This is a genomic window from Flavobacterium suzhouense (genome assembly GCF_042684765.1).
Taxonomy (GTDB): Bacteria; Bacteroidota; Bacteroidia; order Flavobacteriales; family Flavobacteriaceae; genus Flavobacterium; species Flavobacterium suzhouense.
Genome location: NZ_JBHUMD010000027.1, coordinates 164368 through 180741, shown reverse-complemented (window position 1 = coordinate 180741; position 16374 = coordinate 164368). Strand labels below are relative to the sequence as shown.

At 39.9% G+C, this 16374-nt stretch carries 8 protein-coding genes; 3 read left to right on the top strand and 5 right to left on the bottom strand.

Annotated elements, in window-relative coordinates:
• Positions 1-194: 194 nt before the first annotated feature.
• Complete coding sequence (locus ACFSR3_RS13975; RefSeq protein ID WP_379821809.1) at positions 195-3290, bottom strand: GEVED domain-containing protein; 3096 nt, start codon at positions 3288-3290, stop codon at positions 195-197.
• A 437-nt stretch (positions 3291-3727) separates the two neighbouring features.
• Here ACFSR3_RS13975 and ACFSR3_RS13970 point away from each other — a divergent pair, with 437 nt between their 5' ends.
• The 3 genes from ACFSR3_RS13970 to ACFSR3_RS13960 all read left to right on the top strand — a co-directional run bounded on the left by ACFSR3_RS13970 (position 3728) and on the right by ACFSR3_RS13960 (position 9713).
• On the top strand, positions 3728-5176 hold the full coding sequence (locus ACFSR3_RS13970) for a glyceraldehyde-3-phosphate dehydrogenase (RefSeq protein WP_114758272.1): 1449 nt from the start codon (positions 3728-3730) through the stop codon (positions 5174-5176).
• A gap of 861 nt (positions 5177-6037) precedes the next feature.
• The gene (locus ACFSR3_RS13965; protein ID WP_379821806.1) at positions 6038-9196 is read left to right on the top strand and encodes a type ISP restriction/modification enzyme; all 3159 of its coding nucleotides are present in this window, start codon (positions 6038-6040) and stop codon (positions 9194-9196) included.
• Between the two features lie 196 nt (positions 9197-9392).
• Entirely contained in the window at positions 9393-9713 is a 321-nt protein-coding gene (locus tag ACFSR3_RS13960) for a GIY-YIG nuclease family protein (protein ID WP_379821805.1), read from the top strand.
• Positions 9714-10071: 358 nt separating this feature from the next.
• Here ACFSR3_RS13960 and ACFSR3_RS13955 read toward each other — a convergent pair whose 3' ends face one another.
• The 4 genes from ACFSR3_RS13955 to ACFSR3_RS13940 all read right to left on the bottom strand — a co-directional run bounded on the left by ACFSR3_RS13955 (position 10072) and on the right by ACFSR3_RS13940 (position 16340).
• Positions 10072-12339 (bottom strand): aconitate hydratase, encoded by a 2268-nt coding sequence (locus ACFSR3_RS13955; protein ID WP_379821804.1) that lies wholly within the window; start codon positions 12337-12339, stop codon positions 10072-10074.
• Between the two features lie 54 nt (positions 12340-12393).
• Positions 12394-15174, bottom strand: a complete 2781-nt coding sequence (locus ACFSR3_RS13950; protein WP_379821802.1) for a bifunctional aconitate hydratase 2/2-methylisocitrate dehydratase — start codon at positions 15172-15174, stop codon at positions 12394-12396.
• A gap of 284 nt (positions 15175-15458) precedes the next feature.
• Positions 15459-15839 carry a hypothetical protein gene (locus ACFSR3_RS13945; protein WP_379821800.1) on the bottom strand — a complete coding sequence of 127 codons (381 nt, stop codon included), beginning with the start codon at positions 15837-15839 and terminating at the stop codon, positions 15459-15461.
• Between the two features lie 120 nt (positions 15840-15959).
• Positions 15960-16340 (bottom strand): hypothetical protein, encoded by a 381-nt coding sequence (locus ACFSR3_RS13940; RefSeq protein WP_114758265.1) that lies wholly within the window; start codon positions 16338-16340, stop codon positions 15960-15962.
• Between the last annotated feature and the right edge of the window lie 34 nt (positions 16341-16374).

Below are 16374 nucleotides of genomic sequence, written 5' to 3'. Positions count from 1 at the left end.
GCAAACAGGGTTCGTGTTTTAGCAGCAAATATTGATGGATACAGACTGTTAAAATCCTGTTGGTGATTAATTGATGGAGGGCGGCAGCAATGCCGCTCTTTTTTGTGCTTACTTTATTACTTAAACATATAAATGAGAAACCCCGATAGTGGCGCTACCGGGGTCTCTACTGTTCAAATCAATTAATTAACTATTTACTCTCTTATTACTTTTATTGTTTTAGAAGCATTTTCAGTATTTACCTTAACCATGTAAGTGCCTGATGCCAATTGTGAAAGATTTACTGTCACAGCATTACTGTTATAATTACCTGAAAGTACTTTTTGACCAATAAGGCTGTATACCTCTACTCCTGTGATGTTTTCAGAATAACTTAGGTTAAGCACATCTTTAACAGGGTTTGGATGATAGCTGAAGTTAGCCATATTGAAATTCTCTCTGTCAAGTATAATTTCAACCGTTACCTCAAAAGGTTCTGATGTACATGTACCCACAGTTACAGTAGCATAATAAACAGTATCATCAGTAACTTCTGTAGATGGGCTAAGCGGATTAGTACCCGCTTCGGCATCATCTTCAGTTGCATATACCATTACTGTTCCCTGAACATCAGTGTAGATCTCAAGATCTTCTAAAGTTGCAGTATTTTCAAGAATTATTACAACATCCTCCGGAGTTTCAAGAGTTTCCACAGTTACCATAAATGAAGTCTCATCTGTACAAGATACAGTAGCGGCACTATCCTGTGCATATACATAAATTGTCATTGATGAGTTAATCACACTTCCGGCAGGTAGCGTTGTTCCGGCACCGCCTGTTTGTGTATGATAAGTATTATTAGCTGATAGTTCCGGTAATGTATATAAATCACACACCTCTACATCTTCAAATTCATCAGCAACTGCATTAAGAACTGTTACTGTGAACGATGTCTCTGCAACACATGCATCATTATCCTCCGAAACACCATAAACATAAATTGTTTGTGTACTTGTAATGACATCTCCCTCAGCAAGCATATCTCCCATTCCCGAAACCTCAGTATAATAAGAACCACTTGTTAAAGCAGGAAGAGCATATTCAGAACATACTACAACATCATCAAGCTGATCTACCTCATAAGGGTTAATCGTAACTGTAAATGAATTTTCTGCACTACAATCACCGTCTGCACTATATACAAATAATGTAGTAGTTGCATTTACAGAAGTACCTGCGGCAAGCATATCACCCTGACCTCCCTGTTGTGTATAATACGCACCATTAGTAAGTGCCGGAAGTACATAATCAGTACATGTTACAACATCATCCGGAGCATCAGCCACAGGATTGTATATAGTAACTGTAAAACTGTTCTCATCAAAACATATTGGAGTACCAACAAACGCATATAAAGTCGTTGTTTGCGATATAACAGTACCTGCAGGAAGCGTATCACCTCCTCCACCGGCAGCCGTATGATATGAACCACTTGTTAATGCAGGCAAGGTATAAGAACCACAAGCATCTACATCATCCGGTTCAGCAGCAACAGGGTTACTCACAGTTATTAGGAAGGAGTTTTCAGCACTACATCCGTTTGCAGTATTATATACATATAGTGTAGTTGTAGCGTTTATTACAGTACCTGCTGCGACAACAGTACCTCCACCGCCGGTAGCCGTACGGTAAACACCATTTGTTAATGCAGGAAGTGTATAAGACACACATGCAGTAACATCCGCAGGATCATCTACTGGTACTACTGTAAAGTTAACCATAACTGCTACCCTTGCAGTACCTTCACATACGTTAGTTTGTGAAGCATAATAAGTTGTGTTGTTAGTTAAAGCAGTAGTTGAAGCAAGCTGAGTACCTCCTGAAGCAACATTATACCATTTAACTCCTGTTCCGGTAGCAACAAGATTAGCAACAGTAGCATTAGAGCAAACAGTTTGCGTAGCTGCTGCTGTTGGAGCCGCTGTTGTACATTGTGTTATATTAACTAAATAGTCCTCAACCTGTCCATAACCACCATTGGCGCACGGACCACTAGGATAAGCAGCATACAATTTATACACCCTCATTAAGGTTAAACCTGTAGCCGCATTGGTTGGTATAAAGATAGAAGAAGTAGCTGTTACACCATCTGTTCCCGTTGAGTTAGTAACAGTTCCGATATTAAAAGATTCACCTGGGTCGTTTAGGTTACCGTTTTTATTAAAATCAATATATACCTTAATGTAAGTTGTAAAGCTTCCATCAGTGTTTCCCTGAGCAGAGAAGCTATAAGCCTGGCCTGTTGTAACGTTTGCAGGTGGAAGTGCTGTAAAATCCTGCATTGCAGGAGCGCCAACCGCTGATGCATCGGTAACATTTGTTAAGTTAGAGAAAACAACTGAAGTGATAGGCTCAACATTATTCGTAAATGAAACAGCACAAGTTGTACAGTTAGTACCACTGCTGGTAGCCTGAACAGCGGCACTGGTGGTAGACAGTCCGCTTCCTGAACATGTTACAACTGCTCTAAACCAAGGTCCGGCCGAAACGGGCGCACTTAATGTGGCACTCGTAGCGCCAGCAATATTTGTATAGGTAGTTCCATTTGCAGACCCTTGCCATTGATAAGTAAGTCCCGAAGCACCATAGGCAGGTAATAAACTAATAGAAGCATTTTGCTGATTACAAACAGGTCCGTTTAGCAACGTTGCAGTTGATGCAGCAGGTGTTCCTGTACAACTAGGTAGCTGTTGTACAAGGCTAACATTATCCATAGAAAAAAGAACATCAATAATGTCTGAAGATTGAGCAGCCACACCCGTAACTTTTAAATATACCGGAGAACCAGCTGCAGGTGTGAAAGTTGCCGTTTTAACAGCACAATCAGCAGATACAACATGATTTGCAGAGTTAATAGTGTGAATAGTTGTCCATGGACCTGACAATGAAGTCGCATAAGCAATCGTAACACTTCCCCATTCAAAATTACCAAGCGGTATATAGTCCCAGTAATCAAAAAGTTTATAACTGTAAGTAAGCGTAACAGGCAAACCATTAGAAACGCCTAATGAAGGTGAAGTAGTTACAGCATCGCCGGTATAAAGATCACCATCACCAAAATCCATATAATAAAACTCTCCAACTAAGCTTTGCCCTTCGCAAGACTGAAAGGTATCAGCATAGAAGTCAAGGTCATCCCAGCCTCCTTCATCGACATTAAAATTTTGTGTGTAATTAATTTGTGAGTGTCCCGTGACGGAACATAAAAACGTGCCGAGCAGCACTAAAAGACAGCGTAATTGTGTTTTCATAGGTAATAGGTGATTTAAGTTTTAGCAAGTCATAAACTTAAAAATTTTTTAACACAAAAAACAACCAAAAGAGGATATATTTGTTTTTTTTAACAAAATTTTCACATAAATAAGCTTAAAATTTCACAAAATACGCAAAAATAAGATTGCTTTTCATTGAAATATTAACAACTGAATATCAAATAAATAACATATTCAGAATAAAAACCTGACAAAAGCCCCTTTTTTATGAATAACTCTCAATAATCCAGTCAAATAAGAAAAACCATGAATAAAAACAACTAATCTTAATTTCATCAGACCATTATTATCACTGTTTTAACTGATAAACAGCTATTTTCAAAATAAAGAAAAAAACTTGCTAAAAAACTTTTACGAAAACGTTTGAAATCAATACTTTTGCACCACTAAACAACACCCTTTAAAACATTATCTTCATGAACAACAATGTATTATACGAAAAAGAGCTTTCTTTTCAAGCTGACAGGCGAAGAGCCGGTGTAGAATTCATTAAAATCGTAAGCGATCTATGGTACGATAAGTCAATCGAGCTTGTACTTTTCAGGAACCAACTGATAGACAGGAACGTAAGCGACATCATCAACCTGCACGAGTATGCCGGTGAGTTTGTACAGAAACCAATAAACGTATTTGATTCTGTAGAGATCGCACGCGCTATCGAGGCCCTTGATTTGCCGCCTTCACGTATCGATATCGGGAAGCTAACGTATGAGTATCACCTTGAAGATGACAAATATAACGACGCTACAGCTTTCGTTATCGACAAGCTGAAAGACGCTAAGGAAAGCAAGAACATCCAGCCTAAAGACGTGGTTCTTTACGGTTTCGGACGTATCGGAAGGCTACTGGCACGTGAGATGATGCACAAAATTGGCAAAGGTAACCAGTTAAGGCTTAGAGCGATAGTAGTTCGTGATAAGGCCGACGCTACCCTACTTGAAAAACGTGCTTCACTACTACGTTACGATTCGATCCATGGGGATTTTGAAGGCTCGGTAACTGCTGACCCTGAGAACAACGCACTGATAATCAACGGAACTACTGTTCACATTATCACTGCCAGCAACCCTGAAGAGATCGACTATACTAAGTATGGCATCAACAATGCCCTGCTTATAGACAACACAGGTGCATTCACTACAGAAGAGGCGCTACGTCGTCACATGAGCTCACAAGGTGTTGAAAAAGTGCTACTTACAGCTCCTGGTAAGGGTGTTCCAAACATCGTATACGGTGTAAACCACAACGAGTACAACCCTGAAGAAGTAGACATCTACTCTGCTGCTTCGTGTACCACTAACGCTATTACCCCTATCCTTAAGGCAGTTGAGGACACTTTAGGCGTTGTAAAAGGCCACCTGGAGACCATCCACGCCTATACTAACGACCAGAACCTGGTTGACAACATGCACAAGAAATACCGCCGCGGACGTGCTGCTGCCCTTAATATGGTTATCACCGAAACAGGTGCAGGAAGCGCTGTAGCTAAGGCATTACCTTCATTATCAGGTAAGTTAACGTCTAACGCTATCCGTGTACCGGTGCCAAACGGATCGCTTGTAGTGCTTAACCTTGAGGTAGAAAGAGCTACAACAGTAGAGGAAATCAACGAGATCATGAAGCACTACGCCCTTGAGGGTGAACTAGTTGAGCAAATTAAATACTCTATGAACAACGAGCTTGTATCGAGCGATATCGTAGGAACGGCACAGCCTTCAATCTACGACAGCAATGCTACGATTGTGAGCGCAGATGGCAGAAACATAGTACTTTACGTATGGTATGACAACGAATATGGCTATAGCCACCAGGTTATCCGCCTTGCTAAATATATCGCTAAAGTTAGAAGATATACTTACTATTAGTAGATACAAACCAACCAATCTTTATCTCTTAAATCCGCGGGCTACAACCGCGGATTTTTTTATGCTTTTTTTCGAAAATTTGATGTCATTCTGAACGGCGCGAAGCAAAGTGAAGAATCTCTTAATTGCGTAAACTTACACCTACAAAAAAGTGTTAATATTACGCTTTTTGCTCTCAAAACGCCATTTTCGTGCGTAATATTAGCACCCCTTAAAACACTAATAACCAACAAACTAATTTTTAATATTACTTTTCGCGACACTAAAAAGTCAGACGTTTTTTTGAGTGTTAACGCGATTGCATTTTCCGTAATTCGTTAACATTTGCCTCTCTCGTAATGTAGCCTTTCCGGGAATAAATTTACTGCAACCTCTTTTTCAGTAACAATTTTAACTGCAAAACCGGCTTCAGTAAAGTTGTTGTGGGATGGGGTAATTTTGCATCGTTCCTATCCGGCATGAGTGAAGCTCGTTCCCCTCTTGAGCCTGTGCGCCGCGGCGGAAGGGGCTAGGGGTGTGTTATAATTGAACGCGGATCCCGATAGCTATCGGGACGGATTTGAGCAGATAACCACAGATTTCTCACTCAGCCTTTAAGAACACGAGTGAAGCTGCTGAAAACTGAGCACTGCTACTGCCTACTTTCTTTTGAAGCGAATGGCAAGCGCAACCCGGCAAGTGGTAATTCCTGCTATCGCCCTTTACTACGCCTGCGGCTAGGTATCGGCTCTATCAGGGCTAAGGAGAGCCTAATCGCAATCTTGTGTCATTTCGACCGAAGCGTAGCGAAGTGGAGAAATCTCAAAATAAACCATCCTGTAAGAAAATTAATTTTTATTTTTAGCCTACCAAATCCAGACCATGACAATTCAAGATTACCTTACCAAACTAAATACCCTTTATCAAACAGGAAACGCCCGTGAACACAGTTACCGTGGTGATTTACAAAACCTGTTATCCTCTATATTACCGGATATTTTAGTAACCAATGAACCTGCACGTGTTGCCTGCGGAGCACCTGACTATGTACTTACAAAAAAAGATATCCCTGTAGGCTACATAGAAGCAAAAGATATTGGTGTGGATTTGGGAAGCAAAACCCTTAAGGAACAATTTGACAGGTATAAGTCTGGATTAAGCAATCTGATTTTTACTGACTATCTTGAATTTCATTTTTACAAAGATGGTTTAATAACGACCAAAATCACCATTGGTAAACTGGAAGAAGGTAAAATTGTTGCTATCCCTGAAAACTTTGACCAGTTTATTCAACTCATAAAAAACTTCGCCTTAACCATATCGCAAACCATTAAATCACCAACAAAACTGGCTGAAATGATGGCAGGCAAAGCAAGGCTGATGGCAGATGTGATTGAGAAGTCTTTGAAAATTGATGATGAAAACGACACTATCTCAAACCTAAAGACACAGATGCTATCCTTCCAGGATATGCTGATACATGATATAGACAATAAAGCATTTGCTGATATTTATGCGCAGACTATTGCCTACGGAATGTTTGCTGCACGATACCACGACCCTACCCTACCAACATTTAGCCGTGAAGAAGCCGCGACCCTGATACCAAAAAGCAATCCTTTTTTACGAAAGTTGTTTCAGGACATTGCCGGTTATGACCTTGACGACCGTTTGGTATGGATTGTAGAAGAACTGGTTGGCATTTTTCTCGCTACTGATGTAAGCGATATTATGAAGAACTTTGGCCGCAGTACGAAACAAGAAGATCCTGTAGTCCATTTTTACGAAACTTTCCTTGCCAGTTACAGCCCTGCGTTACGAAAAGCACGCGGTGTTTGGTATACCCCGCAACCAGTAGTAAACTTTATAGTACGTGCTGTTGATGATATCCTTAAAACTGAATTTGGACTGAAAGATGGCCTTGCTGACCGAAGCAAGATAAAAGTAAAGGTGAAAGCGCCAAAACTTGATAACCGTTCAAAGAATACCTCTAAAATCATTGGTGAACAGGAAATAGAAAAAGAATACCACAAAGTACAGATACTTGATCCTGCAACGGGAACAGGAACCTTTTTGGCTGAAGTAGTACGCCATATCCATAAAAAATTTGAAGAACAGCAAGGTATTTGGAGCAAATATGTAAACAATGACCTTATACCCCGCCTTAATGGCTTTGAGCTATTGATGGCCAGTTACGCTATGGCGCACCTTAAAATGGATATGTTATTGACTGAGACAGGCTACAAGCCGGAAAACGACCAGCGTTTCAGGATATTCCTTACCAACTCTTTAGAAGAACATCATAAAGACACCGGTACATTATTTAGCCATTGGCTTGCTGATGAAGCCAATCAGGCCAATGCCATTAAACGGGATGCCCCTGTTATGGTAGTTATAGGCAATCCTCCTTATAGTGTAAGTAGTACAAATAAATCTCCATGGATTGAAAAACTTACTGCCGATTATAAAAAAGATTTAAAAGAGAGAAATATACAGCCTCTGTCAGATGATTATATAAAATTCATTCGATTTGGCCAGCATTTCATCGATAAGAATGGAGAGGGCATCTTAGCTTACATTTCCAATAACAGTTTTATAGATGGAATAATTCACCGCCAAATGCGAAAACATTTAGCAGAAAGTTTTGATAAAATTTATATTATCGATTTACATGGCAATACCCGAATAAAAGAAATTGCACCAGATGGAACAAAAGATGAGAATGTTTTTGATATAATGGCGGGAGTATCTATAAATATATTCATAAAATCAGGAAAGAAAAATAAAGATGAATTTGCAGAAATCTATAATTACGACCTTTTTGGAAAGAGAAAAAACAAATATAACTTCCTGCATTATAACGAATTAAAAACAATAAAATGGAATAAAATATCCCTTTTGGAACCAGAATTTTTAATGGTTCACAAAGACTTTTCAAGTAAATCCACATATGATTTAGGTTTTCCAATCAATCAATTATTTTTAAACAATAATTCTGGACTAGCTACTGAATTTGATGAACTAGTTATTCATCATAATAGAATACAAGCTGAAGACATAATTGTTGATCTAAGAAACTTAGATGTAAAAACTATCAAAGAAAAATACTATTTTAAAGATAAACAACAATCTAAAATTGATAATGCAAAAAAAGACATTTCGCAACACATCCCTAATATTTACCCCATAAATTATAGACCATTTGATAAGCAATACTGTATATATACAGGTATATCAAATGGTATTATGGGTCGACCAAGAAATTCAACAATGCAACATTTTATAAAAGGTAAAAATATTGGAATTATAGTATCTCGTACTGTTTACGGAAATTATGGATGGCATGATATTCAAATTACCGATTCAATTACAGAGAAAGGTATTATGGCAATGAGAGTGGGTAATGCTGCAATTGTTTGTCCTTTATATATCTATATTGATAATGTTGGAAAAATGGATATTGATTTAATTAATCGTCTACCCAATTTAAGTCCTGAAATTGTAAAACAAATTTCCAAAGGTTTGGGTTTAGATTTTGTTCCTGAAAAAGAAGAGAATACCACAACATTTGCTCCGATAGATTTGTTGGATTATATCTATGCAGTGTTGCACTCACCATCATACAGAGAAAAATACAAAGAGTTTTTAAAAATAGATTTTCCGAGAGTACCTTATCCTACAGATGCAGAAAAATTCTGGCAGCTTGTTACGCTAGGTGGTGAGATACGTCAAATCCATTTATTAGAAAGTGATGTTGTCGAGAAGTACATTACGAAGTATCCGGAAGATGGCGATAATATTATAACCAAGCCTCTATATAAAGATGGGAATGTATACATCAATGATACGCAATATTTCAGTAATGTGCCTGAAGTAGCCTGGAATTTTTATATTGGCGGTTATCAGCCAGCCCAGAAATGGATTAAAGACCGTAAAGGCCGTGAGTTAAGCTATGAGGATATTTTCCATTATCAAAAGATTATTGTTGCGCTTACTGAAACAGACAGGATTATGACAGAGATTAATAAAATTGAAATATAACATAGGTTTTGTCATTTCGACTGAAGCGACAGCGAAATGATAAAAAAAAGTCTTCTTATATTGAAATGTAAATTAGAGTCGGTGTCATTTCGACCGCAATGAAATGGAGTGGAGAAATCTTAGATTTGATTCTGAGATTTCTCCATTCCGCTACGCTTCAGTCGAAATGACATGATATCCACGTTAACAACAATATATGTACAAAACATTAGGAACACATAACTACTACGTTTATATCTTAACCAATAAGGCTAAGACAGTTTTGTATATAGGCTTTACTAATAATCTCTCCGAACGAATATACGCTCACCAAAACCCTGAAGCTCATTCCAAACACTTTACTACAAGATATAAATGTTATTATCTTGTCTATTATGAGCGTTACGGCGAATCCGAAACAGGTATTGATAGAGAGACCCAACTTAAAAAATGGAATCGAAGTAAAAAGGATGCTCTTATTACAGGCTTTAATCCTGAATGGAGATTTCTAAATGATGATGTTTCCGATTTAATCTGAGTTAACTCGGTGTCATTTCGACCGGAATGAAATGGAGCGGAGAAATCTCAAGGCTAAAAACATAATAGAGATTTCTCCATTCCGCTGCGCTTCAGTCGAATGACAGAATATTTACGATATTATAAAATATAAATGAGTGCCGTTTGTCATTTGCTTCGCCTGTCGGTCGGAGACCTCGAGTCGACCGGAATGAAATGGAGTGGAGAAATCTCAAGGGTAAAAACATAATAGAGATTTCTCCATTCCGCTGTCGCTTCAGTCGAAATGACAGAACTTCTACAATGACATAACGGTATAAAACCAAAAAAACTCCCCCGCCGCGGCGGGGGAGTTTTCTATATATAAAACTTATAAAATCTTAAGCTTTTGCGTCTGCGGCGATAAGGTTTAGCGCAGATCCAGCAACGAACCAGCCAATCTGACCTTCGTTGTACGAGTGGTTTGCCATGATGATGTCTTTTGTACCATCTGCATGGATAAACTCAAGCGTAAGCGGTTTGCCCGGTGCGAACTCTTTAAGGTCAGGGAAGTTGATGGTATCATCCTCCTGAATCTTGTCGTAATCCGCCTCGTTAGCAAACGTAAGTGCCAGCATACCCTGTTTCTTAAGGTTGGTTTCGTGGATACGTGCAAACGATTTTACAAGTACCGCCTTAACTCCTAAGAAACGTGGCTCCATTGCCGCGTGCTCACGGGATGAACCTTCACCGTAGTTATGGTCACCCACAACGATAGAAGGGATATTAGCCGCTTTGTAAGCGCGCTGTACCGCAGGAACTGCATCATACGCACCTGTAAGCTGGTTTTTAACCGAGTTTGTTTTTTGGTTGTACGCATTCACCGCACCGATAAGCATATTGTTAGAGATGTTATCAAGGTGGCCACGGAAACGTAACCACGGACCTGCCATAGAAATGTGATCGGTAGTACATTTTCCAAACGCTTTAATAAGTAGCTTGGCACCCATGATGTTCTCGCCATCCCATGCCGGGAACGGTGCAAGAAGCTGTAAACGCTCTGATGTAGGGCTAACAGCAACCTGTACGTTAGAACCGTCAGCAGCCGGCGCCTGGTAGCCAGGGTCTTCTGCATCAAATCCTTTTGGAGGCAGCTCGTGGCCTGTAGGCTCATCCAGCATTACTTCTTCGCCATTCTCGTTGATCAGCTTGTCGGTAAGCGGGTTAAAGCCAAGGTCACCTGCAATAGCAAGAGCCGTTACAAGCTCCGGCGAACCTACAAAGGCAAGCGTGTTAGGGTTACCGTCGGCACGCTTAGAGAAGTTACGGTTAAACGAGTGAACGATAGTGTTACGCTCCTCTTTCTCCGCTCCTTCACGATCCCACATACCAATACATGGTCCGCAGGCATTAGCGAATACCGTACCGCCAATTTTATGGAATACATCGATAAAACCGTCACGCTCTATAGTATAACGCACCACTTCAGACCCCGGAGTGATCGTGAACTGTGCTTTTGTTTTAAGGTTTTTCTCAGCTACCTGCTTAGCAAGTGAAGCCGAACGCGAAATATCTTCGTATGAAGAGTTCGTACACGAACCGATAAGACCTACCTGAACCTGTAGCGGCCAGTTGTTCTTAGCAGCTTCTTCTTTCATTTTAGAGATAGGCGTAGCTAAATCCGGAGTGAAAGGCCCGTTAAGGTGTGGCTCAAGCTCAGAAAGGTTGATTTCGATAACCTGGTCAAAATATTGCTCAGGGTTAGCGTAAACCTCTGCATCACCCGTAAGGTAAGAAGCAATTTCGTTAGCAGCATCAGCTACATCAGCACGGTTGGTTGCACGCAGGTAACGGTCCATAGACTCGTCATACCCAAAGGTAGAAGTCGTAGCGCCGATCTCTGCACCCATGTTACAGATAGTACCTTTACCGGTACACGACATAGATGTTGCACCTTCACCAAAGTATTCTACAACCGCACCGGTACCACCTTTTACAGTAAGGATACCCGCCACTTTAAGGATAACGTCTTTTGGAGCTGTCCAGCCTGATAGTTTACCCGTAAGTTTTACACCTATCAGTTTAGGGAATTTAAGTTCCCAAGCCATTCCGCTCATTACGTCAACCGCATCAGCACCACCCACACCGATAGCAAGCATACCAAGTCCGCCCGCATTTACCGTGTGAGAGTCAGTACCAATCATCATACCACCCGGAAAAGCGTAGTTCTCAAGAACTACCTGGTGGATAATACCGGCTCCCGGTTTCCAGAAACCAATACCATATTTGTTAGATATAGAAGAAAGGAAGTCAAAAACTTCGTTGCTTTGTTCTTTAGCACGGGCTAAGTCGGTCTTAGCGTCTACTTTAGCCTGGATAAGGTGATCACAGTGTACCGTTGTAGGCACTGCTACCTTAGGTTTTCCGGCGTGCATGAACTGAAGAAGCGCCATCTGTGCCGTAGCATCCTGACACGCAACTCTATCCGGAGCAAAATCCACATAGTCTTTACCCCTTGTAAACTTTTGAGAAGGATTTCCTTCCCAAAGGTGTGAATATAAAATCTTTTCAGAAAGTGTAAGAGGACGTCCTACCAGCTCACGTGCTTTATCTACACGCTCTGCCATAGTCCCGTATACCTTTTTGATCATTTCAATATCAAAAGCCATATCTCTATATTTTAATATTATACGTTTATTTTCCTGAAAACCTGAGCGACTGAATTATCCTACCAACTGCTTGTGAGCCGGAGAGAATTTCGTAAGGTCGATACCTTCTACCGCTGTTTTGTACTCCTCAATTGATGGAATACGTCCTAAAATTGCTGACAATACAACAACCGGTGTAGAAGCCAGTAATGACTCTCCTTTTTTGCGCTCGGTATCTTCCACAACGCGTCCCTGGAACAAACGTGTAGAAGTTGCCATTACCGTATCACCTTTAGCCGCTTTTTCCTGGTTACCCATACAAAGGTTACACCCCGGACGCTCAAGGTACATCATGTTTTCGTATGTTGTACGTGCTTCGTTTTTAGGTAAAAGGTCGCTAAACTCAAATCCTGAATATTTCTGTAGTAAATCCCAGTCACCTTCAGCTTTAAGTTCGTCGATGATATTATAAGTAGGCGCAGCAACAACAAGCGGAGCGTTAAACTTCACTTCACCCTGCTGCTCTTCAAGGTTTCTAAGCATCTGAGAAACGATTTTTAAATCCCCTTTGTGAACCATACATGATCCAACAAAACCAAGATCTACTTTTTTATCGCCTCCGTAGTATGAAATAGCACGGATAGTATCGTGAGTATAACGTTTAGAAACGTCGTCGTTGTTTACATCCGGGTCAGCGATCATTGGCTCAGCAATTACGTCAAGGTCGATTACGACTTCAGCGTAGTATTTTGCATTGTTGTCCGGAGTAAGTGCCGGCTTCGTGCCTGTTTGTATCTCAGTGATCCTGTTGTTTGCTCTGTCGATAAGGCCTTGTAGCACCTGGTTGTGGTTATCCATACCTTTATCGATCATGATCTGGATTCTGCTCTTAGCAATTTCCAATGATTCAATCAGAGTATTGTCTTGTGAAATACAGATTGAAGCTTTCGCTTTCATTTCTGCAGTCCAGTCAGTAAATGTAAATGCCTGATCCGCAAGAAGCGTACCAATATGAACCTCAATGATTCTACCCTGGAATACGTTTTCACCATCAAATTGCTGAAGCATTTGCGCCTGAGTAGCATGCACAACATCACGGAAATCCATGTGAGGTTTCATCTCACCTTTGAAAGTAACTTTTACTGACTCCGGAATTGGCATTGAAGCCTCTCCTGTTGCCAGTGCCAGTGCTACCGTACCAGAATCGGCACCAAAAGCAACACCTTTCGACATTCTTGTATGTGAGTCACCACCAATGATGATTGCCCATTCGTCAACAGTAATATCGTTAAGTACTTTGTGGATAACGTCGGTCATTGAATGGTAAACCCCTTTAGGGTCGCGTGCGGTAATAACACCGAAATCATTCATGAATTTCATTAGTTTCGGGATGTTAGCCTGTGCTTTTTTGTCCCAAACCGAAGCCGTGTGACATCCTGACTGGTAAGCACCATCAACGCTTGGCGAAATAACAGTTGCCGCCATAGACTCAAGTTCCTGTGCGGTCATTAAACCTGTTGTATCCTGAGAACCAACAATGTTTACTTTAACACGAACGTCAGAACCTGCATATAACAATTTGCCCGGCGTTACACCAACAGCATTTTTGTTGAATATTTTTTCTACCGCAGTAAGCCCCTGCCCTTCAACAGAAACCTCTCTTGACGGAGCAAATACTGAAGGAATAGCAATTCCTAAAGTCTGTGCAGCGAATGTTTGTATTTTTTTACCAAACACTACCGCATAAGAACCTCCGGCTTTAATGAATTCTAACTTTTGCGGCGTGAACGATTTTGAAAGATCAATCAGTTCCTTATCGCCGTTATATAGTTTTTTCTTCTTTGTATTGATTGTTAAAACTGTTCCTGTAGCAACAGAGTAAACTTCCTCTAAAACAGGCTCACCTTTTTCGTTACGAACAAGGCTTCCGTCTTCATTTTGCTTTTTAACCCAGTTTTTAAGATCGATCCCTATACCACCTGTAACGTCGACAGTAGTAAGGAAAATTGGAGAAATACCATTTGTACCACCCACGATAGGTGCGATATTCACAAATGGAATGTACGGACTTGCCTGTCTTCCTGTCCAAAGCGCAACGTTGTTCACACCCGACATACGCGATGATCCCACACCCATTGTACCTTTTTCAGCAATAAGCATTACGCTGGCATCAGGGAACTTCGTTTGAAAATCTATGATTTCCTGTTGTTGCTGAGGAGTCATCATACATAAACCGTGAAGCTCACGGTCAGAACGCGAGTGCGCCTGATTACCCGGTGAAAGCAAATCGGTAGAGATATCCCCTTCAGCAGCCACATAAGTAACCACTTTAATTTCTTCAGGCACCTCAGGAAGCTTTGTAAAAAACTCAGCCTGAGCGTAACTTTCTAAAATTTCTTTAGCGATCGTATTTCCACTCTCATAAGCAGCTTTTAAACGATCTGTATCCGCTTCGTAAAGGAAAACCTGAGTTTTCAATACATCAGCAGCATCTTTAGCGATAGCAGCATCAGCACCAAGAGCTAAATCAAGCAATACCTCGATTGATTTACCACCTTTCATGTGCGACAATAATTCAAAAGCAAATGCAGGCGAGATCTCTTCAACTACAGCTTCGCCTAGAATAATTTCTTTTAAAAACTGTGCTTTTACACCTGCAGCAGGAGTTGTCCCCGGTAAAGTATTATAAATAAAGAACTTAACAGAATCTGTTCTATTTGGATTATCAGTATCCTTTATCTGAGTGATAATCTCACTTAATAATTCAGCTCCGTCAATCGGTTTTGGGTGAAGTCCCAAGGCTTTTCTTTCTTCAATCTCTTTGATATAATCTTTATAAATATTATCAAAAGCCATAAAATAAGTATATTAATGTTCGTTTGTAAAAAGTCTGTAAATTTACTCAATATTGGATGAATTAAAAAATTTTTATTGATTCTTTACTTTCAGGGAATTATTATTTATAAAGATTCTATTTTACTGAAAAAACATCAATAAATTTAAGGATTCCAACCCTTCTTTAAGAAATTGACAACATTTTAATTTTATATTGTCAAATCGTAAACAAACTACTTAAAAAACAAATAAAGCTGTACGCAAACATTTGCGTACAGCCAGCGCTTCTTAAGTATTTTTGATTTTTAAGCAGTTAAAGGTTGCTCTCCCCGCATTTCATTTTGTAATGCTGTTACAAATTTATAAACCATTGCGGTTGCAAATATCACACCCGATCCAAATATCCCGATTCCGACACTAAGTAATTCAAATGCCTGATCATAAAACCTGAACTCCCTGAATTCAGAAAGCACAGCAAACATCATATAAGCACTGATAAGCCCAAGCACTAAACCCAAAGCCATACCAATGATACGCTGCTGCACAAAAAGCTGAATGATTAAAATCGCAACAAAAGTCACAGCAATCCAGTTAACAGTATTACTGGCTATAAAATTTTCAAGAACCCAGTACGTACCGAGTCCAACAAAGAACAGCTCCGGAAGCCGTTGAAGAATTGATTTCATATTTTTGATTGATTGGTTAACTATAAAACTGATAATCAACTATTTTAGTATGAATCAAAAATAAAAAAAACCGCATGCAAATACAGGCGGTTTTAAACTTTTAATGTGATTTTAGAATTTTTAATACGTTACAGTAAGCACACTTTCGTCATAATCTACTTTAGTGGTAACATATTTGTAAACCATCGCTACAGACATAATTATACCTACAGCAAACAAAACTGAATCCACAGCGTTTATGTTGGTAACATAGAGCGGAGAAACAGCCTCACCATTATCCGCGATAAGCGACAGCAACATATACACCGAGAATGAACCAAAAGCAATACCGTAGATAAGTCCTGCAAGGCGGTTCTTATAAAAGAACTGCACAAACAATAACCAGGTAACGAGTATAGCGAAATAGTTTATACTTCCCACTGTAAAGTAACTTTCAGCTATCCAGAACAGACCTACTCCCATAAAGAATAGCTCGGGGAATGTTCCAAATGTTTTTCTCATATTTTTTCCTGTTGTTATTTAAAGATATAACAAT